The following is a 23,100-nucleotide window of genomic DNA, read 5'->3' on the forward strand; positions in this document are numbered from 1 at the left end:
TCACGGTTAGGCTCTGTGGGTGACTACTGCAAACACGCCTGCACGACCCAAGACCGCCATCGATTCCGTTGCTGACGCGTACACGGAAAAGCTGATCGAACTCAATCCCAGCTTCGCCACCACGTTGGGGTTGCCGGGGCACGAGACTGAATATCAGGACTACTCGCCCGCGGGTGCCCAGGCCCATGCGCAGGCCGCCCGGCAGGCGTTGGAATCGCTGGCGGCGTTGGAACCGACCGACGAATCCGACGTCGTCACCCTGGACGCAATGCGCGAGCGGCTCGGCCTGGAGCTGGAGATCCACGAAACCGGCTGGGATGCTGCCGACCTCAACAACATCGCCTCGCCCGCGCAGGATATCCGCGCCATCTTCGATCTCATGCCCACGGACACCGTGGAGCAATGGGAGCACATTGCCGGCCGTGCCGCCAACGTTCCAGGGGCCATCGAGGGCTACATTTCCTCCCTTCGCGCTGCCAAGGAAGACGGCAAAGCAGCCGCGGCGCGCCAGGTTCGGATCGTTATCGAACAGACCGCCCGCTACGCCGCCGCGGACGGCTTCTTCGCCAAGATGGCTTCATCCGCTTCCCTTGGTGGGCAGCCGCTTCCCGCAGACGTTCAGTCCAAGCTCGACGCCGGAACCTCAGCTGCGCGATCAGCCTACGAGTCGTTGGGTACTTTCCTCCAGGACGAGCTTCTCCCCGTTGCCCCGGAAAAGGACGCGGTGGGACGGGAACGGTATGCACTGGCCTCCCGCTCATTTATTGGCGCCGAAGTCGATCTGGAAGAAACGTATGCCTGGGGCGTCCAGGAGCTTGAACGGCTCATCGGCGAACAGGAAAAGGTAGCCGCGCAGATCAAGCCCGGCGCCAGCATCGAAGAAGCCAAAAGCATCCTCAACAACGATCCCGCCCGCCAGATCAAGGGAACGGACGCCCTGAAGGCGTGGATGCAGGAACTCTCGGACCGCGCAGTATCCGAGCTCGCAGACGTCCACTTCGACATCCCGGACGTCATGAAAACCCTCGAATGCATGATCGCCCCCACCGACGAAGGCGGCATCTACTACACCGGCCCGTCCGACGACTTCTCCCGGCCCGGCCGCATGTGGTGGTCCGTTCCCGCCGGCGAAGACACCTTCACCACCTGGTCCGAAACAACCACGGTCTTCCACGAAGGCGTCCCCGGCCACCACCTCCAGGTCGCCACCGCCACCTACCGCCGCGAACTCCTCAACAACTGGCGCCGCAACGTCTGCTGGGTCTCCGGACACGGCGAAGGCTGGGCACTCTACGCCGAGCAACTCATGCTCGAACTCGGCTACCTCAAAGACCCCGGCGACCATATGGGCATGTTGGACGGCCAACGCATGCGTGCCGCCCGCGTTGTGTTCGACATTGGCGTTCACCTGGAACTACCCGTCCCCGAACGCTGGGGCACCGGAACCTGGACACCCGAGAAGGGCTTTGACTTCCTCAAGGCCAACCTCGACATCAGCGAAGGCCAGCTCCAGTTCGAATTCACCCGCTACCTCGGCTGGCCCGGGCAAGCACCCTCGTACAAGGTGGGTCAGCGGCTCTGGGAGCAGATCCGGGCCGAGCTTGAAACCCGCGAAGGGTTCGATCTCAAGTCCTTCCACAGCAAGGCACTGAACATCGGCTCGGTCGGCTTGGACGTATTGCGCCGGGCGTTGCTGGGGTAATCGCCAACCGCCCCGAGACGCACGCCACACCTACGGCGGGAATAACTTCATATGTACGTAATATTTCTAAACGTCCGTTCGCTATGTTATTTGGGGTGCACCTAGCGTGTTCCTGTGAGCACCTCAAATAACATCACTTCCGCGCCTGGAAAGAACGGCTTCCAGCTTCCCAAGTGGGCAGGATCCTTCGGCGTCCAGATCATTGCAGCCCTCATTATCGGCCTCGTACTTGGCCTCATCGCCAAGTACACCGGCAGCACCAAGACCGCCCCCAACGGCCTCGGCGCAACTCTTCAAACGATTGGCTCCAGCTACGTCTCGTTGCTGCAGACCGCCGTCGTTCCTTTGATCTTCACCGCGGTGGTGAGCTCCATCGCGAACCTTCGACAGGTTTCCAACGCGGCCCGCCTAGCCTGGAACACGCTGCTTTGGTTCGCCATCACCTCACTGGTTTCGGTGCTCATCGGCATCGGCCTGGGTGTGCTCCTGCAGCCTGGTGCAGCTACCGGGATCACGCAGAAGGCCGAGTACGCCGGCAAAACCGGTGACTGGTGGGCATTCCTGATCGGGCTCTTCCCGAAGAACTTCCTCGGACTCGGCGCGAGTTCCACTGTCACGGAGAGCGCCAACGCTGCCACCACGGTCAGCACCTCCGTCAGCTTCAATGTGCTCCAGATCCTGGTAGTCGCGATCGCCGTCGGCATCGCTGCCCTCAAGGTCGGCAAGCAGGCAGAAGCCTTCCTGACCTTCAACGCCTCGGCATTGGCCGTCATCCAGAAGGTGCTGTGGTGGATCATCCGCATCGCCCCACTGGGCACTATCGGCCTGATTGGTAACGCCGTTGCCATCTACGGCTGGGACACCATCGGCTCCCTTGGCAAGTTCACTGCCGCCATCTACATTGGCCTGGCACTGGTGCTCTTCGTCCTGTATCCGATCCTGGTCCGCGTCCACGGCCTTTCCATCAAGCAGTACTTCTCCGGTGTATGGCCGGCCGTGCAGTTGGCCTTCGTCTCCCGTTCCTCGATCGGTACGCTGCCGCTCACCCAGCGTGTCGCCGAGCGTAACCTCGGCGTTCCCTCGGGCTACGCTTCCTTTGCCGTACCGCTGGGCGCCACCACCAAAATGGACGGTTGCGCAGCGATCTACCCTGCCATCGCAGCGATCTTCGTGGCCCAGTTCTTCGGTATCAATCTGGACTTCAGCCAGTACCTGCTCATTGTGCTGGTGTCCGTGCTCGGTTCTGCGGCCACGGCAGGTACCACGGGCGCCGTCGTCATGCTCACGCTGACCCTGTCCACGCTGGGACTGCCGCTGGCCGGCGTCGGACTCCTGCTGGCGATCGACCCCATCCTGGACATGGGCCGCACGGCCGTCAACGTGGCGGGCCAGGCGCTCATCCCTGCAATCGTCGCCAAGCGCCAAGGCATTCTGGACGAATCGCTGTACAACGCGCCCCGCAATGGTGCCGCGTTCGCCGACGAGTTCGCCAACGACACTGCTGCTGCCGAGAACGAGGCGCGCGAACTGGCCGATTCCAAGGCATAGCACCAGCTGGCTTTTCGCACCGCGCAATCCCTTGGGGACTTCTCCCCCGGGGATTGCGCGGTTTAACGGCGAAAGCTGGATAGGCTCGGAACATGTTGATCGTCACCTCCAATGAGATACCTGGCCACCGGATCGACGCCGTCTTCGGCGAAGTCATGGGCCTCACTGTCCGTTCCCGCGATATCGGCTCCCAGATGCTTGCCGGTTTCCGCTCCCTTGGTGGCGGCGAGCTGCCTGAAATGACCAGGGCACTCTACGAAAGCCGACAGGAAGTCATGGCCCGCATGGTCAACGAAGCACAGCAGCGCGGCGCCAATGCAATTGTCGCCATGCGCTTCGACACCTCCGAAATGGGGACCAACTGGACGGAAGTCTGCGCATATGGCACGGCCGTTTACGTGCTTCCGCTCGGCGAAGGCGAACCCGGCGCGACCGGCCAGTCCGTGTACTTGAGCAAGACAGCGTCCCAGCCTGCCCAAGGGCAGCAGGCGCAGCAACAGCCAGCGCAGCCAACTCACCCTGCGCCCCAGGCTCCCCCGCACCAGTTCTGACCTACTTCCCTCCGCATCACCGGTCCCGCTCTTGTTCGCTCTACTCGCAGTTGAACGGTGAGTAGAGCGAACAAGGGCGGGATTCGTCGTACCCGGGCAAGAAAAAAATTGCGCAGAGTGCAAAGTTGCACTTAGTGTAAGTATGTGACTTCAACCAGCAGTGAGCCGACCACCGCGGAGCCCGTCGAAACCAGCGGCCCCTCACGGCGCGAACTCAACAAGGCGGCAACCCGCGCCTCCATCGCCACCGCTGCCCTTGACCTTCTGCGCAGCAACGGCCCCGGCAATTTCACGGTGGAGGACATCACCGCGGACGCAGGTGTTTCTCGGCGCACCTTCTTCAACTACTTCGCGAGCCTCGAGGCTGCCTTGGCATCCGTGGCCGACGGCTTCATGGATCGCGCCCTTGAGCAATTCCGGTTGAGGCCAGCCGAGGAATCGATCCTCGAATCCGCACAGGCCGCGCTGATGGCCCTCGCTGACCCCATGTCCGTGGCACCTATGGCCGAACTTTTCAGCCTCACCCAGGAGAACCGCTCCCTCGCCCGTTCCGAACTCGAAGCATGGGAACACTGCACGGGACAGATTATCGACGCCGCCCGCAGCAGACTTGGACCAGAGACCAGCGAGCTCTACTTGCATGCCCTTGCCGGATCCGTCATCTCATGCGGCAAAGCTGCCATGACAGTCTGGTTCGCCGAGCGGGGTCCTGACCTGTCGGCCGAATCGCTGGCGACTCTGCGCCAGTACCTCATCGACGCCATGGGCCTCCTGGGAGCCGGCTTCGCGCCGTCGTCGGAAGCCACTCCACAAGCGACGCCGGCTGCGAACGCATCAATCCTCTCCTCCGTTCCCAACTCCACAGATCGGTTCTGACATGGCCTCGTTCCTCTACCGCCTGGGCAAGTTTTCTTATCGCCGCCGCTGGCTGGTCATCTCGCTGTGGCTGGCAGTCCTGGTGGCCGTGGGAGGTTCGGCCGCCGCCTTCCACGGCACCATGTCCAACAACTTCAGCATCCCTGGTACGGAAACGCAGAGGATGGCCGACAAACTCAAAGAAGCCCTGCCCGACGCGTCCGGCGGCTCGGCGAGCGTGGCCTTCGACGCCGGCGAGTCCGGTTTTGACCAAGCCAAGAAGGACGCCGTAGCCACTGCGCTCACCAAGCTTGAAGCCATGCCGGACGTGCAGGGAACGGTGAATCCGTTCACCACCCAGGACCAGCTGGACAAGGCGGCCGGCGAGATTGCCGCAGGCGAAGCGAAGGCTGCCGAAGGCAAGACCCAGCTGGACGCGGCCCGCGCCCAACTGGAAGCGGGCGAAGCCCAGCTCGCGGGAGCGGAACAGCAGATGACAGCCGCAGGCCTCCCGCCTGCACAAATCGAGGCCCAACTCGCGCCGCAGCGTGCCGAACTCGCCGCCAACAAAGCAAAGCTCGACGCCGGTGCCAAGGAGGCAGCCGACGGAGCCACCGCGTTGGCCGTGGGAAAGCGCCAGCTGAAGGCCTCCCAGGGGATGCGTTTCGTGTCCACCGACAACAAGGCCGCCATTGCCCAGGTCCAATTCAAGACCTCCATCAACGCCGTTGCTCCCGCCGTCCGCAAACAAGTGCAGGAAATTGTTCAGGGGGTCTCCTCGGCCGGTGTCACAGCATATGCCAGCAAGGAAATCACCGAGGACGTCTCACAGATCTTCGGAGTCGCGGAGATCGTCGGCGTCGCCGTGGCAGCCCTCGTTCTGATCCTCATGCTGGGCACACTCATCGCCGCGGGCCTGCCCCTCGTCATGGCCCTCATTGGCGTGGCTGTGGGGGTCGGCGGAACGTTCGCGCTGACCGGCGTGATCAACATGAGCTCCATCTCCCCCATGCTCGCCCTGATGCTGGGCCTTGCAGTTGGCATCGACTACTCCCTGTTCATCGTCAACCGCCACCGCAACCAGCTTCTGGCCGGGATGGACGGCGAGGAATCCGCAGCCCTCGCCACCGGGACGTCCGGAAACGCCGTGCTGTTCGCGGGCCTCACCGTCATCATCGCGCTGGCGGCACTCGTGGTCCCGGGGCTGCCCTTCCTGGCTGTGATGGGTGTTGCCGCCGCAGCGACAGTTGCCGTCGCCGTCGTCGTGGCTTTGACGCTGACCCCCGCCATTCTGGCGTTGATCGGCCGCAAGCTGATCTCCAAGCGCGCATGGGCCAAGGCCGCCAAGCACAATGCCGAGCCGGGCCACGAAGCCGCGGATCGGGCCCTGGAAGAGAAGCGCAGCAGCAGTGGCTGGGGCGGTTTGGTCACACGGCACCCCTGGGTTTCCCTCGTGGCCAGCGTCGTGCTGTTGGGCGCCCTGGCGCTGCCGGCCTCCCAGCTTCGTCTGGCACTTCCCGACGGCGGATCCGAGCCTGTCGATTCGCAAGCATTCAAAGCCTACGACCTCACACGCAACAGCTTCGGCGAGGGCGTCACGGGGCCGATCGTCGTCGTGGCCGGGTTCCCGGAAGGCCTCAGCGAATCCGATGCCAAGAACAAGCAATTCGACGTCGCGGAGCAGTTGCGCAGCGTGGAGAATGTCACGGCGGCGGTGCCGGTGGCCCTGAGCGAAGATCGCCAGACGGCCGTCTTCCAGGTCATTCCCAAGGAAGGCCCAGCCAGTGCCAGCACAGTCAAGGTAGTTTCCGACGTCCGGGCCAAAGGCACCCAAATCCGCCAGGACCTCGATGTCAGCATCGGCCTCACCGGGCAGACTGCCGGCAACATCGACGTCTCTGCAAAGCTCGGGGCTGCCCTCCCACCGTACTTGGCGATCGTCGTCGGACTTTCGCTGATCCTGTTGCTGCTGGTGTTCCGCTCGATTGTCGTGCCTCTGCTCGCCACCGGCGGGTTCCTCTTGTCGCTGGCTGCCGCATTTGGCGCCGTCGTAGCCGTCTACCAGTGGGGCTGGTTGGGTGCGATTTTCGACGTCGCCAACCCGGGCGCCGTCCTGAGCTTCCTGCCGATCATCCTGATCGGCGTGCTGTTTGGCCTCGCGATGGACTACCAGGTGTTCATCACATCGGGCATGCGTGAATCCTTTATGCATGGGGAGAACGCCAAACACGCTGTTCGCACCGGCTTCAGCCACGCGGCAGCAGTGGTCACGGCGGCCGCGATCATCATGGTCAGCGTGTTCTCAGGCTTCATTTTCAGCCACCTCACCATGGTCCGGCCGTTGGGCTTCGCGATGGCGTTCGGTGTGCTCATCGATGCGTTCGTAGTCCGTATGACCATCGTTCCCGCCGTCATGTACCTGCTTGGCGAGAAGGCGTGGTGGTTGCCCAAGTGGTTGCAGCGCGTCCTGCCGGATGTGGACGTCGAAGGCGCCAAACTGAACCGCAGCGACCGCCCGAAGGCCGGCTCCGAGGAACTGGTCCACTAACCCTCTCTCACATCCACCCCCGATCTGACGGACGTTCTCTCACATCCACCCACGATCTGACCGACGCTCTCTCACATCCACCCCCGATCTGACCGACGTTCTCTCACATCCACCCCCGATCTGACGGACGCTCTCTCACATCCACCCACGATCTGACGGACGTTCTCTCACATCCACCCGGAAAGCTCGACGTCGGCACTCAACTCCTGGGTGCCGACGTCGAGCCGGCCGCCGTATGACGAGTGAGTGTCGGTCGCGGCACATTGGGCCAGTCCTGCCCTCGGGAGACCCAACCGGTCCGCAGAAATGAGCCACGTTGCGTCAGAGTCGGGCCTGCCAAGTGAGCGGACAAAATTGGTAGCCCAGCAACCAAAAGCCGAGGTCCTGTCGACCAAGGTGTTGTCCAAGTCCACGAGCAGCAGCATTCGACCAGCGTAGGTGATGTGAGAGAACGTCGCCGGAAAACCGGCAGGACGTGCGAGAACGTCGCCGGAAAACCGTCAGGATGTGAGAGAACATCGTATTAGGCTGGGACCGTGACCCGATTGATTCTTGCCTCGCAATCCCCTGCCCGCACCAAGTTGCTGAGGGAGGCGGGGGTCCAGCATGACGTCCTGGTTTCGGACGTGGACGAGGACGCGGTGCAAGCGCACTACGGCGTCACCGACGCACACGACACCGCGCTGCTGCTGGCCAGGGCAAAGGCCGAAGCGGTCGCCGCACTCCCCGAAGCCGAGGGTGCCCTGGTGATCGGCTGCGATTCGGTCTTCGAGTTCGACGGCGAATCCCACGGCAAGCCCTACACCGCGGAGGTCGCTCGCGAGCGGATGCTGCGCATGAGCGGATCCAAGGGAGTTCTCCACACGGGTCACTGGCTGGTCGATTGCCGGGACACCGCTGCCGAGGTGGACGAGGACGAGCCTGCAGACGGAACGGGAGCAACAGTCGGCTCCGTGTCCAGTGCCGAGGTTCACTTCGTCGAGATGACCACAAACGACATCGACGCCTACATCGCCACTGGGGAACCACTGCACTGCGCGGGCTCGTTCACCATCGACGGCCTGGGTGGCGCGTTTATCCGCAAGGTGGACGGTGACCCGCACGCCGTCGTCGGTCTTTCCATCTCTACACTGCGCGAACTGCTGGTCCACGCGAACGTGGGCATCACCGAACTGTGGGACGCGCACGACGCGCACCAGTAGAAGCGATTTGTAGCAACCCTACAAAGGAACATCTCCTCACACACGGAATCCCCCATCAATATGGGCGGAACCCTCACAATCACGCTAGGCTCCTCAAGGACAGAAGGAGTCAACAACTTGTCAGCTAACCCGGCGCAGCCCATTTCCAGCCCTCTCACCAAGGTCTTGATTGCCAACCGCGGCGAAATCGCGGTCCGCATCATCCGAGCCGCCCGGGACGAAGGCATCGCCTCCGTAGCCGTCTACGCAGACCCGGACCGTGACGCCCTGCATGTCCGCCTCGCCGACGAAGCGTATGCCCTTGGCGGCAACACCGCAGCCGAGTCGTACCTGGTCATGGACAAGATCATCGACGTCGCCAAGCAGGCCGGCGCTGATGGGATCCACCCCGGGTACGGTTTCCTCGCCGAAAATGCAGAGTTCGCTGCCAAAGTCATCGACGCCGGCATCACCTGGATTGGCCCCTCCCCCGAGGCGATCTCTGCCTTGGGTGACAAGGTCCAGGCGCGCCACATCGCCGAAAAGGTGGGCGCCCCGCTGGTTCCCGGCACAGCTGATCCTGTGGAGTCCGCGGACGAGATCCTGAAGTTTGCCGAGGAATTTGGCCTGCCCATCGCCATTAAGGCTGCTTTCGGCGGTGGCGGACGCGGCATCAAGGTTGCCCGCACCATGGAAGAGATTCCTGAGCTGTACGAATCCGCCGTCCGTGAGGCAATAGCAGCTTTCGGCCGGGGCGAATGCTTTATCGAGCGCTTCCTCGACGCCCCGCGCCACGTCGAGACGCAGTGCCTGGCGGATGCCTACGGCAACGTTGTGGTTGTCTCCACCCGCGACTGCTCGCTACAACGCCGCAATCAGAAACTCGTCGAGGAAGCCCCGGCTCCCTACCTGAGCGAGGAGCAGAACAAGCGGCTCTACGAATCTTCCAAGGCGATCCTGAAGGAAGCCAACTATCTCGGCGCCGGTACTTGCGAGTTCCTGGTTGGCCAGGACGGCACCATCTCCTTCCTCGAGGTCAACACCCGGCTCCAGGTGGAGCACTGTGTTTCCGAGGAAGTTACGGGCATCGACCTCGTTCGCGAACAGTTCCGCATCGCCCGCGGCGAAGCTCTTGGCTACGAGGACCCCGAGGTCCGCGGCCACTCCTTCGAGTTCCGCATCACCGGCGAAGACCCGGGCCGCAACTTCATGCCCGCCCCGGGCACGGTCAGCACGTTGAAGAACCCCACGGGTCCTGGCATCCGCGTGGACTCCGGCATTGAGGAGGGTGACGTCATCAGCGGAAACTTCGACTCCATGCTGTCCAAGCTGATCGTCACCGGCGCCACCCGCGAGCAAGCCCTCCAGCGCTCGCGCCGCGCCCTTGAGGAGATGGTGGTGGAAGGCATTCCCACCGTCATCCCCTTCGACCTCGCCGTTGTCACGGACCCCGCCTTCGCCCCGGTGGAGGGACCGTTCAGCGTCCACACCCGCTGGATCGAAACCGAGTTCGTCAACAACATCCCCGCTTGGACGGCCAGCGGTGCGGGTACGGAAACGCCCGACGCCGGTGAGCGCCAGCGCGTCGTCGTCGAGGTTGGTGGCAAGCGGCTTGAGGTCGTTCTGCCGTCCGGCTTGGGCGCCAGCGTCGCCACTGTTTCCAGCGGCCCGGGCACCAAGTCGGGCAAGTCCAAGAAGCGCTCCCGCTCGGCAGGGGCCGCAGCGGCTGCCGCCGGTGGGGACGCACTGACCTCGCCGATGCAGGGCACCATCGTCAAGGTGGCAGCTGCCGATGGCGACATCGTGGCCGAGGGCGATCTGATCGTTGTCCTGGAAGCCATGAAGATGGAACAGCCGTTGACCGCACACAAGTCCGGCACTGTTCGCGGGCTCGCAGCCACGGCCGGTGAGACGGTCGCTGCCGGGGCTGTCATCGCCACGATCGAGGACTAAGAACCGAAGTTAAACACGTCGGCCCCGCACTTTCCGGTGCGGGGCCGACGTCGTTAATTCCCGAAGGTCAGGCGACGTTGTTCTCGTAGTCCATGTCCTTGGTTTCGCGGGTGAGCCATAGCGCCACGAAGGTGATCACCGCAGCGATCGCCATGTAAACGCCAACCAGCCACGTGCTGCCGTTCGCTGCCTGCCAGAGAGCGATGGCGACGAACGAGGCCGGGGCCGCTCCGATCATGGACGACAGGTTGTACGCCACCGCAGAACCGGTGTAGCGGACGTTGGCCGGGAACAGCTCAGGCAGGATGGCCGCCATGGGACCGAAGGTGAGGCCCATGAGGGTGAAGCCCACAATGAGGCCAACCATCGCCGCTGCCTGGCCGGGACCAAACATGGTGAACCACAGCGCACCGAACGCGAAGATGCCGACGGTGACGCCCAGCAGGAACTTGCGGCGGCCCCACTTCTCGGCCAAAGGTCCGGAGACCACGGTGAAGATACCGAAGAAGACGACGCCGATGATCAGCATCCAGAGGAAGTCGGACCGGGTGATGCCCAGGCCGGGGACAAACGCCGCAATCTGGTCCGCCGTCATCGGCTTTCCTGCCTTTTCAGCTGCGGCCTGCGCGCCCGCCAGGGTGGGCTTGGTGCCGTAGGACAGGGTGAACGTGGTCATGATGTAGAAGAGCACGTAGGTAGCAAACATGATGAAGGTGCCGGCCAGAACCGGCCGCCAGTGGCTCTTGAGGGTCGCGGCCAAGGGCAGTTTCTGGACCTTTTCCTGTTCGATCACCTTGGTGAAGGACACGCTCTCCACCAGCTTCAGGCGAACGTAAAGACCCACAATGACCAGGACCGCACTGAGGATGAACGGAACGCGCCAACCCCAGGCGAGGAACTCTTCGGCCGTCAGGGCAACGTTCATCCAGATGAAGATGACGTTGGCGATGATGAAGCCAATAGGGGCACCCAGCTGCGGGAACGTTCCATAGATGGCACGCTTGCCCTCCGGCGCATTCTCTGTGGCCAGCAAAGCTGCGCCGGACCATTCGCCGCCCAAGGCCAGGCCCTGGAAGAAGCGCAGGATAACCAACATGATCGGGGCCAGGATCGCCCACCCCGCCATGGAAGCCGTAGGCAGGAGCCCGATCAGGAAGGTTGCGATACCCATGGTCAACAGAGAGGCAACCAGGGTTCCCTTGCGGCCGATCTTGTCACCGAAGTGGCCGAAGACGACGGCGCCGATGGGACGCGCGAAGAAGGCAACACCGAAGATGGCGAACGCACTGAGCAGCGCATTGATGTCAGTGGCGTCGGGGAAGAAGAGCTTGGGAAAGACGAGTACTGACGCGGTGGCATAGGCGTAGAAGTCGTAGAACTCGATCGTCGTGCCGATCAGGCTGGCGAAGATCACTTTGCCCCGCGAGTTCACTGGTTTTGTGGACTCGCCTTCCTTGGACGTGGCAGTCGAAGACATGTAGTAGCAGCTTTCGTTCACACCGGCCGATGCCCCTGACGAGCCTGCCCGGCGAAGGATTATTCGAGAGTTCAATAATAGTTCCCGCAGTCCATTGACTGGACAACTAAGTCCACCATGCGGACGAGTCAAAAAGTCTCACCCTGTGGTCCGGGACACATTACCTCACCATTGCCTCACGCGCCGGTGACCCCGCCGATAGGGAAATGTCACAGCACGTTTACAAAGGGCGACGGTCCACGAAACGCGTGAAACCTACCTTGGAAGAACAACGTCCCCACAAAGGAGGCACTCCGTGACTGTTGACCGCACTGCAGAAGAACTGGCCCCCGCCCAGTCCACTGCTACCGCCGTTCCCACCCTTGAACACCGCCCCGGCCGCTGGATCGCCAACTGGGATGCCGAGGACAAGGGCCAGTGGGAAGCTGAAGGCCGGTCCATCGCCAAGCGCAATCTGTACTGGTCTATCTTCGCCGAATTCCTCGGCTTTGTTGTATGGCAGCTCTGGTCGATCGTTGTCGTCCAGCTCCCCGCAGCAGGTTTCAAGTTCGATACCAACCAGATCTTCTGGCTCATCTCCATCCCCAGTCTCGTAGGCGCCACGCTGCGAATCCCCTACACCTTCATGGTGCCGAAGTTCGGTGGCCGCAACTGGACCATCGTCTCGGCACTGCTCCTCCTGATTCCCGCCAGCGGCCTGGCGATCTGTGTTTCCAACCCGGAAACGCCGTTCGGTGCCATGCTCCTGGTAGCAGCCCTCGCCGGCTTCGGCGGTGGCAACTTCGCCAGCTCGATGGCCAACATCACCTTCTTCTACCCGGCCCGCGAAAAGGGCTGGGCACTGGGCCTGAACGCCGCGGGCGGTAACCTTGGTGCCGCCGTCGCGCAGCTTGTGGTTCCCATCGCCATCACCCTGCTCGCAGCTGGAACCGTGAACCTGCCCATGGCCGGCATCATCTGGATCCCGCTGATCCTGATCGCAGCTTTCGGTGCCTGGAAGTACATGAACAACCTCACCAGCGCCAAGGGTGATGTGGCCGGATCCGTAGCGGCCCTCAAAGAACCGCACCTGTGGATCATGGCCTTCCTTTACATCGGTACGTTCGGCTCGTTCATCGGCTTCGCCGGCGTCTTCCCCAAGCTGATCAAGGACTACTTCCCCGATTTCTCCTCCATCCACCTCGGTGCAGTGGCCCTGTCCCTGGCATTCCTCGGCCCGCTGGTCGGTTCCCTGGCCCGTCCCTACGGTGGCCGCATGGCAGACCGCATGGGCGGCGCCCGGATGACCATCGCCTCGTTCGCTTCCATGGCCGTCATCACGCTGACCATGATCTGGACCCTGCCGCTGAAGAACTTCTGGCTCTTCCTCACCTTGTTCCTGGTGCTCTTCCTGGCGAGTGGCTTCGGTAACGGCGCAACGTACCGCATGATCCCGGTGATCTTCGCGACCTCCAGCCGGGCCGCCCGTGCAGGCGCCCCGAGCGCCACCACCGCACGGTTGGCGTCCTCCTCACTGGGCCTGATATCGGCGATCGGTGCCTACGGCGGATTCGTGATCCCCCAAGTGCTCAACGCCTCAAACACAGCAAGCGGCTCCTACACCCCGGCGTTCTACGGATTCGTTGGAGCCTACGTCCTGATGCTCACCGTCTGCTGGGTCTGCTACATCCGCCCCGCCCAGAAGCGCAACACGATCGGACACATCTAGATGCCCAACGGCGCCGATACCCACTGCCCCTACTGCGCGCTCCAGTGCGCCATGACGCTGACCCCGGCTGCCTCAGCAGCCGGGGCAGCGCCCGCGCCCTCGTCCGACGCAGCACCGGCAAGCCCTGCCACACCTACAATGCCCGGTGAAGGTGCCGCGCCCCTGGAAGTTTCAGGGCGCGATTTCCCCACCAACCGGGGCGGGCTGTGCCGCAAAGGCTGGACATCGGCGTCGTTGTTGCGTCACAACGGCCGCGTCACCGAACCGATGCTCAAAGGATCCGACGGCGTCCACCAACCGATCTCCTGGGACCAGGCGCTCATGCTGATCACCGCCGCTGTGAAGGACACCCAGAAGCAGCACGGAAACGACGCGGTTGGAGTTTTCGGTGGTGGCGGCCTCACCAATGAGAAGGCGTACATGCTGGGAAAGTTCGCCCGGCTGGCCCTTCGCACTTCACGCATCGATTACAACGGCCGCTTCTGCATGTCTTCGGCAGCCGCTGCAGGCAACCGCGCCTTCGGCGTGGACCGCGGCCTCCCCTTCCCCGTCACGGACCTGGACTCCGCGTCCGTGATCCTCATGCTCGGCTCGAACGTCGCCGAGACCATGCCTCCGTTTGTCCAGCATCTTCAGGGTGCGCGCGACGCCGGTGGGCTGATCGTAGTGGACCCCCGCCGTTCGGCTACGGCAGCTTTCACGGGCGACGGCGGCGGCCTCCACTTGCAGCCGACGCCCGGCACAGATTTGGCCCTCCTTTTGGGCATCAGCCACGTTGTTGTCCACGAAGGCCTGGCCGACACCGGCTACATCGAGGCAAACACCAAGGGCTATGCTTCCGTGGTCCGCAGCCTCAACGCCTTCTGGCCCGAGCGCGTCCAGTCCATCACCGGCGTCCCGGCCACCCTCATCCGTGAGACCGCCAGGCGTCTGGCACAAGGCGCCCGCAACGGCGGCAGCTACATCCTCAGTGGCCGTGGAGTGGAACAGCACGTGGATGGTACGGACACCGCAACCGCTGCCATCAACCTCAGCCTCCTCCTTGGCCTGCCCGGCTCGGCCCGCAGCGGCTACGGCACGCTGACCGGCCAGGGCAACGGTCAGGGCGGCCGCGAGCACGGCCAAAAGGCCGACCAGCTTCCCGGCTACCGCAAAATCACCGACCCCGCTGCACGCGCCCACATCGCCAAGGTCTGGGGTGTGGACGAGTCGCTGATCCCCGGAGCCGGCCTGCCCGCCGTCGAGCTCCTCAAGTCGCTCGGAAAGCACGACGGCGTCCGTTGCCTCTTCGTGCACGGCGCCAATGTGGTGGTTTCGGCGCCGGACACCAACGCGGTAACCCAGGGACTCCGCAGCCTGGACTTCCTGGTGGTTTGCGACTTCTTCATGTCCGAGACCGCGGCCGAAGCCGATCTGGTCCTGCCCGTAACGCAGTGGGCCGAGGAAGAAGGGACACTGACCAACCTTGAGGGACGCGTCATCCGACGCCGCAGGGCAATCACCCCTCCCCCGGGCGTCCGCAGCGAATTGTGGCTGATGGCACGGCTCGCGGAAATGCTCGAGGCTCCATCCATGTTCAGCGATGACCCCGAGACAGTGTTTGAAGAACTCAGACTTGCTTCCGCCGGTGGGCTGGCTGACTACTCCGGAATCGACTACGCCATGCTGGATCGTGGCGAAGCTGCCTACTGGCCGTACCCCGTGGGCAGCCAGGGAACGCCCCGCCTTTTCGCTGACGGGTTCGCGCATGCTGATGGCCGCGCCGTAATGGTCCCGGTTACCCCTTCCAAGCGGGCTGTACGTTCGTTTGCGGACGACTCCTTGGCCCTCGCCACTGGCCGTCTCCTGGAGCACTACCAGTCCGGTGCCCAGACACGCCGCGTGAGCGAGCTGCTGGCCTCCCAGCCGCAGGCCAAGCTCCTGATCCACCCTGGCACGGCCGCAGCGCGTGGCATTGCCGACGGCGACTACGCAACAGTGACCAACCAACGCGGTGAGGTCCTCTGCCGGGCGGAACTCAGCAACTCGGTCCGCCCGGACACTGTGTTCCTCCCGTTCCACTTCCCGGGCCAGGAAAATGCCAACCGCCTCACTGAGGCGGTCACCGATCCCATCTCCGGCATGCCGGAGTTCAAGACCAGCCGGGTATGGGTCCGGCGGGCAGCGTCCACCACAGTGTCAGCGGCTCCAGTCGCCGTGCCTGCCGGATCCGGGCTGCCCCTGCACGCCAAGGAGGCATCATGAGCGAGCGCATTGTTGTTGTTGGATTCGGCCCGGTTGCTGCGCGACTGGTGGACGAACTGCTTCCCGCGGTCCGCGCAGGACTCGTGCAACTGCTGGTGGTTGGACAGGAAGCCGAGGCCGCCTACAACCGCGTCATGGTTGCAGAACTCGGCGTCGGACGGACCACTCCTGAGGCCCTGGCCATGGCTGATGCTGCTGAACTGGAGGCCGACGGCGTTGACGTCCGGTTGGGTGTCAAGGTGAAGAGGATTGACCGTGCGCGCCAGCACGTGATTCTCTCCGACGGCACCAACGAACACTACGACCGCTTGGTGTTTGCCACCGGTTCCCGGCCGGTCATTCCCAACCTCACCGGTTTGAACCCTGATCCCGCGGGCCCCGTTCTCCCGGCTGGTGTCACTGCCCTGCGCGATCTTCGCGATGCCGCAGTCCTCCGTGAAGCTGTCGCTGGCGGTAAACGCGTGGTGGTCCTGGGTGGTGGCGTGCTTGGCCTGGAAACCGCTCTCGCAGCCGCGGAGGAAGGCGCCCAGGCAACGGTGGTCCACAACGGCCCCTTCCCTTTGGGCCGCAGCATTGACCGTGGCAGCGGATCCGTCCTGACGAGCAGCCTCCGTGCAGGCGGCGTCCGGATGGCCGGCAACGCGAGGTCTACTGGTGTGGAGACGGCAGGACCCGGCGGCAGCTTCTCGGCTCTGCTGCTGGATGACGGCTCGGCGATCGACGGCGACCTGCTGGTTCTATCCTGTGGTGTGCGCCCGAGGATCGAACTGGCCGAAGGCTGTGGTCTTCCCACGGGTGCCGGCATCCTGGTGGACCACCATCTCCGGACCTACCACGAGCCACACATGTTCGCGATCGGCGATTGTGCCGAGGTCCGCTGCCCTGACGCGTCCTGCCTCGATTGCCGGACCGCCACCGGCCCCTCCGGCTTGGTAGGCCCGGGCTGGCGTCAGGCCGAATGGCTGGCTGAATATTTGGTGGTCCTGGCACGGGAAGGCCAGGAAACCGCTGACGCGCTGGAAGCCCTGCCCACGGAAAAGCCCGGCGTCGTGGTCCTGAAAGCACGGGGCATCAACCTGGCTGTTGCCGGCGATAACCAAGCCGATCCATGGGACGAAGAGCTCCTGGAAGCCGGGGCAACCTCCGGCCGGGCACGTCGCCAGATCTCCCAGTGGGCCGATCCGGAGCACGGCCGCTACGTCAAGATGACCACGCGCGGTGGAGTGCTGGAGGGTCTGGTGGCAGTGGGCATGCCCCGAACTGCCGCTGAACTGGTGGTCCTTTTCGAACGTTCCTCGGAGTTGCCGGCCGACCGTTCCCTGCTGCTCCGCCTGGACGGACCTGACCAGTTGGATTCCGGCGCCACGAGCAACGATCCCCAGCGCACTGTGTGCCGCTGTGCCGGCGTCAGCGCGGCAAGCATTGAGGATTCCGTGCTGGAGGGTTGCAGCACTGTTGGGGAGGTCTCCAAGGCCACACGGGCAGGCACAGGGTGCGGCGGATGCCACGAGGACATCAAGGGGCTCATCGAAAAGCACTTCCAAGCGGCGGCCGCCTGAGGCGTAGCCCGTCGTAGCGGATGGCACCCAGTACGCGGGAAAGCTGCGCGTTCGCTGGAAGTTTCCCTGCGAGCCCGCAGCTCTCCCGCGAGTTCGTATCCAGCGGTCTAGAATTCCCGGGTGAACGTATCTGAGCAGGCGCCGGGAGTCTTCTTCGTCCAGGGACCCGCGTCCAACTGGGTCATCGTCCGGGACGGCACGGCCTTCCTACTGATCGACGGCGGATACCCCGCCGACCGTGACTTGGTCCTCGAATCGATCAGGGGGCTAGGCCTGGATCCCGCCGATGCCAAGGCCATGCTCATCACCCATGGCCACGTGGACCACACGGGCTCCGCTGCCTTCTTTTCGCGGACGTTTGGCACGCCCATCCTGTGTTCCCCGGAGGAATTGGCACACGTTCAAGGCAAGGAGAAACACCAGGTCACGTTCGGTCAGGTGATGATCCGGGCTTGGCGTCCCCGCGTTTTCCGCTGGTTGCTCCATGTCATCACAGCGAAAGCCCTCCAGGCGGAGCCGTCAACCCGCGCCGAGGCGTGGGACGAGGACAGGCTCCGGAACCTGCCTGGCCAGCCGGAAGCCATCCTCTTGCCCGGGCACACTCCAGGCAACGTTGCCCTACTGCTCCCCGGGGCGCAGGCCATCGCCGTCGGCGACACATTTGTCAGTGGCCACCCGATCAGCACACAATCCGGGCCCCAGATGCTGCACCGGATGTACCACTCGGACCCGGAGACCGCCCTCGCAGCGGCACGCTCATTGAACACCGTCCAAGCCAACGTGATCCTGCCGGGCCACGGTCCCGCGTTGCACATGTCCCTCGCTGAAGCCATCGCAGCCCTCCAAACGTAGGAAACAGAAACGCCCGTTTCGATGACGCGCTGCGTGCCAGACGGTAGGAATCGTCTAGCATGCAGCAAGCCATCGAAACGGGCGCCACAGGAAAATAAGCTACATGTGCACGTGCAAGCGCCGCGCTGCCTCCGAGATGGACCCGGTTAGCGACGGGTACACCGTGAACGCACTGGCGACGTCATCAACGTGCAGTTTCTGCGTGACGGCCACGGAGATCGGGAAGATGAGTTCCGAAGCATTCGGTCCCACCACCACGCCCCCAATCACGGTGCCGGATCCCTTGCGGGCGATGATCTTGACGAAGCCATCCTTGGTGTTGCGCATCTTGGCGCGGGCGTTGCTGAGCAGCGAGAGCATCACGACGTCGCCCTGGTACTTGCCGGACGCGAGATCGGCCTCGGACACACCCACCGAAGCGATTTCCGGGGACGTGAAGATGTTCGACGCCACCTGGTTGAGCTTGAGCGGCTTCACGCCATCACCCATGAAGTGTGCAACGGCGATGCGGCCCTGCATGGCGGCCACGGACGCCAACGCGAACACGCCGGTGCAGTCGCCGGCTGCGTAAATATTGGGGGCAGTGGTGCGCGAAACACCGTCCACCTTGATGTGCCCGGACTCCGTCAAGGTCACGCCGGCTTCCTCAAGCCCGATTCCCGCAGTGTTGGGGATGGAACCCACACACACCAGGCAGTGCGAGCCCGTAACTACCGATCCGTCGCCCAGGGTGACCTTCACGCCGTCGTCGGTCCGCTCAACCGCGTTGGCGCGCGACCGGGACAACACGCGCACGCCGCGGCGCTCGAACACGCCTTCCAGCAGTTTGGCGGCGTCCGTGTCCTCACCGGGGAGGACCTGGTCACGGCTGGAAATCAGGGTGACCTTGGAGCCGAGGCCGTTGTAGGCGGAGGCGAATTCCGCGCCGGTGACACCGGAGCCCACTACGATCAGTTCCTCGGGCAGCTCGTCCAGGTTGTAGATCTGGGCCCAGTTGAGGATGCGTTCGCCGTCGGGCTTGGCCGTGGGGAGCTCGCGCGGGTGTGCACCGACCGCCAGCAGGATGGCATCAGCATCAACGGTTCGTGTGCCCTCAAGGGTCAGGACCTCAATCGTGTTGTTGTCCAGCAATTTGCCGGAACCGATCACGATCTCCACGCCGAGGCGTTCCAGCCCCGCGCGAATGTCGTGGGACTGGCCACGGGCCAGATCCAGGACGCGGTCGTTGATGTGCTTCAGATCGGCGCGGGGCTTGGAGCCGCCGCCGTCGCCGTCGAATTTGACGCCCAACTCGTCCGCCTCACCGACGCGGGTCATGAGGTCGGCGGTGGCAATAAGGGTTTTGGAAGGCACGACGTCGGTCAGCACGGCGGAGCCGCCAAGGCCTGCCCGCTCGATGATGGTGACTTTTGCGCCGAGGGAAGCGGCCACCATGGCGGCTTCATATCCTCCGGGACCACCCCCCAGAATCGCGATACGGGGGGAACTGAAGTCAACTTGGGTGGTCACAATTCTCAATTCTCGCTCATTGCACCGCAGGCTGCCAGTCAGCCAAGCCTCACCCCCGGCGTCGAACGCGTCCCTACCAAATTGCTGCACGCGCAAGGTAGCTTGTACCAGTGAGTAACACTGAGCTGATGAACACAGACCCTTTCGAAGCTGCCCGGGCTGCCGCGGACTTCATTGCCGCCGAGACCGGTGTTGAGTCCCACGACGTAGCCTTGGTGCTCGGTTCCGGCTGGGCCGAAGCCGCCGATCTCATTGGCGAAACCACCGCCACCTTGAATGCTTCGGAGGTTCCCGGCTTCCACCAACCTTCCGTTGTGGGCCACGTGGGAACCATCCGCTCCGTCCTGACCAAGGAAGGCAAACGCGCCTTGGTTCTTGGAGCCAGGACCCATTACTACGAAGGCAAGGGTGTCCGCTCAGTCGTCCACGGCGTTCGAACTGCCGCAGCCGCGGGCTGCAAGACGCTGGTCCTCACCAATGGCTGCGGTGGCCTCAACGAGGAGTGGACCCCCGGCACCCCTGTGCTCATCAGCGACCACATCAACCTGACGGCCACATCGCCGCTTGAGGGCGCCACGTTCGTGGACCTCACGGACCTCTACTCCTCACGCGTCCGGCAGTTGGCCCGCGAGGTGGATCCGTCGCTGCAGGAAGGTGTCTACGCCCAGTTCAGCGGCCCTCACTACGAGACGCCGGCCGAGGTCCAGTACGCCAAACGGATCGGCGCGGACCTCGTGGGAATGTCCACGGCGTTGGAAGCCATCGCCGGACGCCATGCAGGCATGGAGGTCTTCGGCATCTCGCTGGTCACCAACCTTGCCGCGGGCATCAGCCCGGTTCCGCTGAGCCACGCCGAAGTCCTCGAGGCCGGCCAAGCGGCAGGCAAGCGTATCTCCACGCTGCTGGCGGAAATCATCGCGAAGCTCTAAAGGCCTGCTAGCCCTAAAGGCCTGCTAGCCCTTTACCGGCCCTTGGGTCGGAAGCGTTGGACCAACGCTGACCACCACTCCGTTGCTGGACACGCCGTCCACTGTGGCCGTGATGATTGCCTGCCCTTGCAGGGCGCCCCGTACCAAGCCATTGCTGACGGTGGCGACGATCCGGCGGCTCGACGCCCATGCAATGACCGGGTTCCCGGGCTTGCCGTCGCTGTACTTGACAGTGGCGGTCAGCTGGACGGTAGCACCCGGTTCCAGTGCATGCGGACCAGCAGGACTCACGACGACGGCAATCACCGCATGCTCCACGGTCACCTTCGATTGCGCTTTCCATTCCTTGCCATCGGTGTCCACGCGCTTAGCTTCGATGAGCACTTGCCCCAGGCCCTGCGCGGTCAGGAGTCCGGAGGCGGAGATTGTTGCGACCTTCGGGTTGCCGGTGGACCACGTCACGTTGGGTTCGGGCTTGGTGGTCCCGTCCGTGTACGAGGCAACTGCGGTCAATTGGTGCGTCTGCCCTTGCTTGATCGTGAGTTCGGCGGGGTCGATCGCCAAGCCCGAGAGCTTGGCCGGCGGTGCCGTGTTGACGGTGATGCGTGCGGTGGCCTCGAACCCATCCTGGGAGGCGGAGATGGTGGCGGTGCCCGGATTTGCAGCGGTGACCAGGCCGTCGCCGTCCACGGTCGCAATGCCAGGATCATGGGACCCCCATATAGCTGTGACGTTGAGCCTCCCGAGTGACCCGTCGCTATACGTTCCCTCGGCGACGAGCGGTATCTTGCCTCCAGGGCTGGTCTCAGCATCGCCCGGGGTGATGCGCAGGGCCGTCAGCGAGGCCGTTCCCGGCGTGGTGACCTTGAGCTCGAAGCGTCCGGAGACGCCGTCGACCGTTGCTGTCAGGCCAGCGACACCCGGCGCGACCGCCGTCGCCTGGCCATCAGCGGTGATTGCGGCCACCGCGAGGTTGTCCGAAGCCCACTCGACGCCTTCCTGTAAAGGACGTCGGGTGCCGTCGGTGTAGCTTGCTTCCGCAGACAACTGAAGGATGGCCTCGGGATGGAGCGAGCTTGCCGGAGCGCTGACGGCGATGGATTCCAGCACTACTCGTGGCTGGTCAAGGAACACGCGGACAGCCACCAGCCCGGCCGTCACTAGCACCGCGGCCACAATCACCACCACCCAGGTTCTCACCAGCCTTCGCCGAACAGTGGACATGCCTTCGCCCAAGGCACGGTCCAGGTCGGCCGGGTGGGTCTTCGCATGAATCGCAGCCTCGGACAACAACCGCTCCCGCAGCGCGTCCCTCACGGCCGGCCTTCTTCCAACGCCAGGCGGTTGGTTTTCTCTTCGGCAGCCGCCAATGATTTGCCGACGTCCAGGGCGGGACGATCCGTCATCCCGGCAATCTCACCAACAGTCAGGTTCGCGAAGACATGAAGCACGACGGCGACCCTCTCGTCGTACGGCAACCTCGCCAACGGACTCTGGCTGGCTTTGGCCTTCTTCTTCTTGCCTTCGCGGCTCTGGAGCCAGTGTTCGTGTTTCTTCAGGAGTTCCACGAAGACGCACAGTGTGTAGACGCGCAACTGGGGCGTCACCGGACCCTTCCACACATTGGTGGATTGGGACCACGCTGCCTCCAGCAAGCGACGGGCAGTTTCGGGGTTGTCGCAGAGCAAGTGGGCGCAGTACTCCATGTCCCCCCTCTGCCGTTCGAAGACGCTGCGAAGCTCGTCTTCGCGGTCTTTCAGGGCGGGCGCGAGCTTGATGCTGGGAGAAGCTCCGACTTCGATTTCCCGGATGGCGGGCATGAGGACGGCAACGGCCAGGGTCAAGAGCCCCGCACCAAGGGGCAGGGCCGAGAGCAGGGCCGGAAACAGCAAACTCACCACGATCGCTGCCAGGGCAAGGACAGCGAGGACCAGCCGCAATGGAGTCAGTGAGGACCGCCAACGCCGCTTTGGTAACTCACACATGCTGCACCAGCTCACACCAGGCGTGATCCGGTTTCCTTTGGTGGCTCCGGAGTCGCTACCACATTTTACGTCCATCGATTGGACATTTGAAGGCTCCAACAATGCCCTCCATTACCCGCCAGTAGGCCTCCATCGCCTCTGTGACTTGGACCATTTCAAAAGTAAACACACAGCAAATTCTCAGATTAAATCTGCTTTATTGCGAAACATTTGATTCCCCTGCAAGGTTGTGGCACGCGCACGCGTTGAGAAATGTAAACGCTTGCACACGGCTGTCTGCCAACCCGTTTTGGCCTTCGAAACGTGCTTTGATTTGTCCCGCGAAGCACGTCTAGCGTGGGAGTCGTTCCGGTAAGTCGACGTATCGGAGCCGCCGCGGCGAGAACCCCACAAGGGATCGCCGCACCTCGAAACGATGGCGTCCCTCGAAGACGCCTTCAGCGGATCGAGCGGACACCGTAGTAGCGAGCCCCCTTAACAGGGGACCAGGGCATGCGCC

General features: G+C 63.7%; 17 protein-coding genes. 12 read left to right on the plus strand and 5 right to left on the minus strand.

Features of this window, described 5'->3' with window-relative positions; translation table 11 throughout:
* Positions 1–19: 19 nt before the first annotated feature.
* The 5 genes from AC1DD7_RS02975 to AC1DD7_RS02995 all read left to right on the plus strand — a co-directional run bounded on the left by AC1DD7_RS02975 (position 20) and on the right by AC1DD7_RS02995 (position 7,204).
* Positions 20–1,702 carry a DUF885 domain-containing protein gene (locus AC1DD7_RS02975; RefSeq protein WP_477513730.1) on the plus strand — a complete coding sequence of 561 codons (1,683 nt, stop codon included), beginning with the start codon at positions 20–22 and terminating at the stop codon, positions 1,700–1,702.
* 114 nt (positions 1,703–1,816) lie between these two features.
* A complete protein-coding gene (locus AC1DD7_RS02980) occupies positions 1,817–3,250 on the plus strand; it encodes a dicarboxylate/amino acid:cation symporter (RefSeq protein WP_431119233.1) in 1,434 nt (477 codons plus the stop codon).
* 92 nt (positions 3,251–3,342) lie between these two features.
* Positions 3,343–3,801 (plus strand): YbjQ family protein, encoded by a 459-nt coding sequence (locus AC1DD7_RS02985; protein ID WP_477513731.1) that lies wholly within the window; start codon positions 3,343–3,345, stop codon positions 3,799–3,801.
* A gap of 144 nt (positions 3,802–3,945) precedes the next feature.
* Positions 3,946–4,677: a TetR/AcrR family transcriptional regulator gene (locus AC1DD7_RS02990; RefSeq protein ID WP_477513732.1), complete on the plus strand. Its 732-nt coding sequence runs from the start codon at positions 3,946–3,948 to the stop codon at positions 4,675–4,677.
* Between the two features lies 1 nt (position 4,678).
* On the plus strand, positions 4,679–7,204 hold the full coding sequence (locus AC1DD7_RS02995; RefSeq protein WP_477513733.1) for an MMPL family transporter: 2,526 nt from the start codon (positions 4,679–4,681) through the stop codon (positions 7,202–7,204).
* Positions 7,205–7,371: 167 nt separating this feature from the next.
* Here AC1DD7_RS02995 and AC1DD7_RS03000 read toward each other — a convergent pair whose 3' ends face one another.
* The gene (locus tag AC1DD7_RS03000) at positions 7,372–7,629 is read right to left on the minus strand and encodes a hypothetical protein (RefSeq protein WP_477513734.1); all 258 of its coding nucleotides are present in this window, start codon (positions 7,627–7,629) and stop codon (positions 7,372–7,374) included.
* Positions 7,630–7,740: 111 nt separating this feature from the next.
* Here AC1DD7_RS03000 and AC1DD7_RS03005 point away from each other — a divergent pair, with 111 nt between their 5' ends.
* Complete coding sequence (locus tag AC1DD7_RS03005; RefSeq protein ID WP_477513735.1) at positions 7,741–8,406, plus strand: Maf family protein; 666 nt, start codon at positions 7,741–7,743, stop codon at positions 8,404–8,406.
* Between the two features lie 60 nt (positions 8,407–8,466).
* Positions 8,467–10,338, plus strand: coding sequence for an acetyl/propionyl/methylcrotonyl-CoA carboxylase subunit alpha (locus AC1DD7_RS03010; protein WP_477513736.1), 1,872 nt, complete (start codon positions 8,467–8,469; stop codon positions 10,336–10,338).
* 67 nt (positions 10,339–10,405) lie between these two features.
* On the opposite strand, the gene AC1DD7_RS03015 is transcribed toward AC1DD7_RS03010, so the two are convergent.
* Positions 10,406–11,815 (minus strand): MFS transporter, encoded by a 1,410-nt coding sequence (locus AC1DD7_RS03015; RefSeq protein ID WP_477513737.1) that lies wholly within the window; start codon positions 11,813–11,815, stop codon positions 10,406–10,408.
* Between the two features lie 295 nt (positions 11,816–12,110).
* Here AC1DD7_RS03015 and AC1DD7_RS03020 point away from each other — a divergent pair, with 295 nt between their 5' ends.
* From AC1DD7_RS03020 to AC1DD7_RS03035, 4 genes are all read left to right on the plus strand, one after another.
* Positions 12,111–13,523, plus strand: a complete 1,413-nt coding sequence (locus AC1DD7_RS03020) for an MFS transporter (RefSeq protein WP_477513738.1) — start codon at positions 12,111–12,113, stop codon at positions 13,521–13,523.
* On the plus strand, positions 13,524–15,767 hold the full coding sequence (locus AC1DD7_RS03025; RefSeq protein ID WP_477513739.1) for a molybdopterin oxidoreductase family protein: 2,244 nt from the start codon (positions 13,524–13,526) through the stop codon (positions 15,765–15,767).
* Complete coding sequence (locus tag AC1DD7_RS03030) at positions 15,764–17,326, plus strand: FAD-dependent oxidoreductase (RefSeq protein ID WP_477513740.1); 1,563 nt, start codon at positions 15,764–15,766, stop codon at positions 17,324–17,326. The genes AC1DD7_RS03025 and AC1DD7_RS03030 overlap by 4 nt, the downstream gene beginning before the upstream one ends.
* 120 nt (positions 17,327–17,446) lie before the next feature.
* Complete coding sequence (locus tag AC1DD7_RS03035) at positions 17,447–18,178, plus strand: MBL fold metallo-hydrolase (protein WP_477513741.1); 732 nt, start codon at positions 17,447–17,449, stop codon at positions 18,176–18,178.
* Positions 18,179–18,277: 99 nt separating this feature from the next.
* Here AC1DD7_RS03035 and AC1DD7_RS03040 read toward each other — a convergent pair whose 3' ends face one another.
* Positions 18,278–19,687, minus strand: coding sequence for an NAD(P)H-quinone dehydrogenase (locus AC1DD7_RS03040; protein ID WP_431119213.1), 1,410 nt, complete (start codon positions 19,685–19,687; stop codon positions 18,278–18,280).
* 128 nt (positions 19,688–19,815) lie between these two features.
* Between AC1DD7_RS03040 and AC1DD7_RS03045 the strand changes: the two genes are divergently transcribed.
* Positions 19,816–20,616: a purine-nucleoside phosphorylase gene (locus AC1DD7_RS03045; protein ID WP_224091904.1), complete on the plus strand. Its 801-nt coding sequence runs from the start codon at positions 19,816–19,818 to the stop codon at positions 20,614–20,616.
* A gap of 24 nt (positions 20,617–20,640) precedes the next feature.
* Here AC1DD7_RS03045 and AC1DD7_RS03050 read toward each other — a convergent pair whose 3' ends face one another.
* Together AC1DD7_RS03050 and AC1DD7_RS03055 are read right to left on the minus strand one after the other, a co-directional pair.
* A complete protein-coding gene (locus tag AC1DD7_RS03050) occupies positions 20,641–21,933 on the minus strand; it encodes an Ig-like domain-containing protein (RefSeq protein ID WP_477513742.1) in 1,293 nt (430 codons plus the stop codon).
* A complete protein-coding gene (locus AC1DD7_RS03055) occupies positions 21,930–22,601 on the minus strand; it encodes a hypothetical protein (protein WP_477513743.1) in 672 nt (223 codons plus the stop codon). Before AC1DD7_RS03055 ends, AC1DD7_RS03050 begins: the two co-directional genes overlap by 4 nt.
* Positions 22,602–23,100: the final 499 nt, after the last annotated feature.

Source organism: Paenarthrobacter sp. 10L412, assembly GCF_056395565.1.

Excerpts from the sequence above, each read along its gene's own strand:
- AC1DD7_RS03055 (WP_477513743.1), bottom strand. The coding sequence starts at position 22,601 with ATGTGTGAGTTACCAAAGCGGCGTTGGCGGTCCTCACTGACTCCATTG.
- AC1DD7_RS02985 (WP_477513731.1), top strand. The coding sequence starts at position 3,343 with ATGTTGATCGTCACCTCCAATGAGATACCTGGCCACCGGATCGACGCC.
- AC1DD7_RS03000 (WP_477513734.1), bottom strand. The coding sequence starts at position 7,629 with ATGCTGCTGCTCGTGGACTTGGACAACACCTTGGTCGACAGGACCTCG.
- AC1DD7_RS03045 (WP_224091904.1), top strand. The coding sequence starts at position 19,816 with ATGAACACAGACCCTTTCGAAGCTGCCCGGGCTGCCGCGGACTTCATT.
- AC1DD7_RS03010 (WP_477513736.1), top strand. The coding sequence starts at position 8,467 with ATGGGCGGAACCCTCACAATCACGCTAGGCTCCTCAAGGACAGAAGGA.
- AC1DD7_RS03015 (WP_477513737.1), bottom strand. The coding sequence starts at position 11,815 with ATGTCTTCGACTGCCACGTCCAAGGAAGGCGAGTCCACAAAACCAGTG.
- AC1DD7_RS03025 (WP_477513739.1), top strand. The coding sequence starts at position 13,524 with ATGCCCAACGGCGCCGATACCCACTGCCCCTACTGCGCGCTCCAGTGC.
- AC1DD7_RS03030 (WP_477513740.1), top strand. The coding sequence starts at position 15,764 with ATGAGCGAGCGCATTGTTGTTGTTGGATTCGGCCCGGTTGCTGCGCGA.
- AC1DD7_RS02995 (WP_477513733.1), top strand. The coding sequence starts at position 4,679 with ATGGCCTCGTTCCTCTACCGCCTGGGCAAGTTTTCTTATCGCCGCCGC.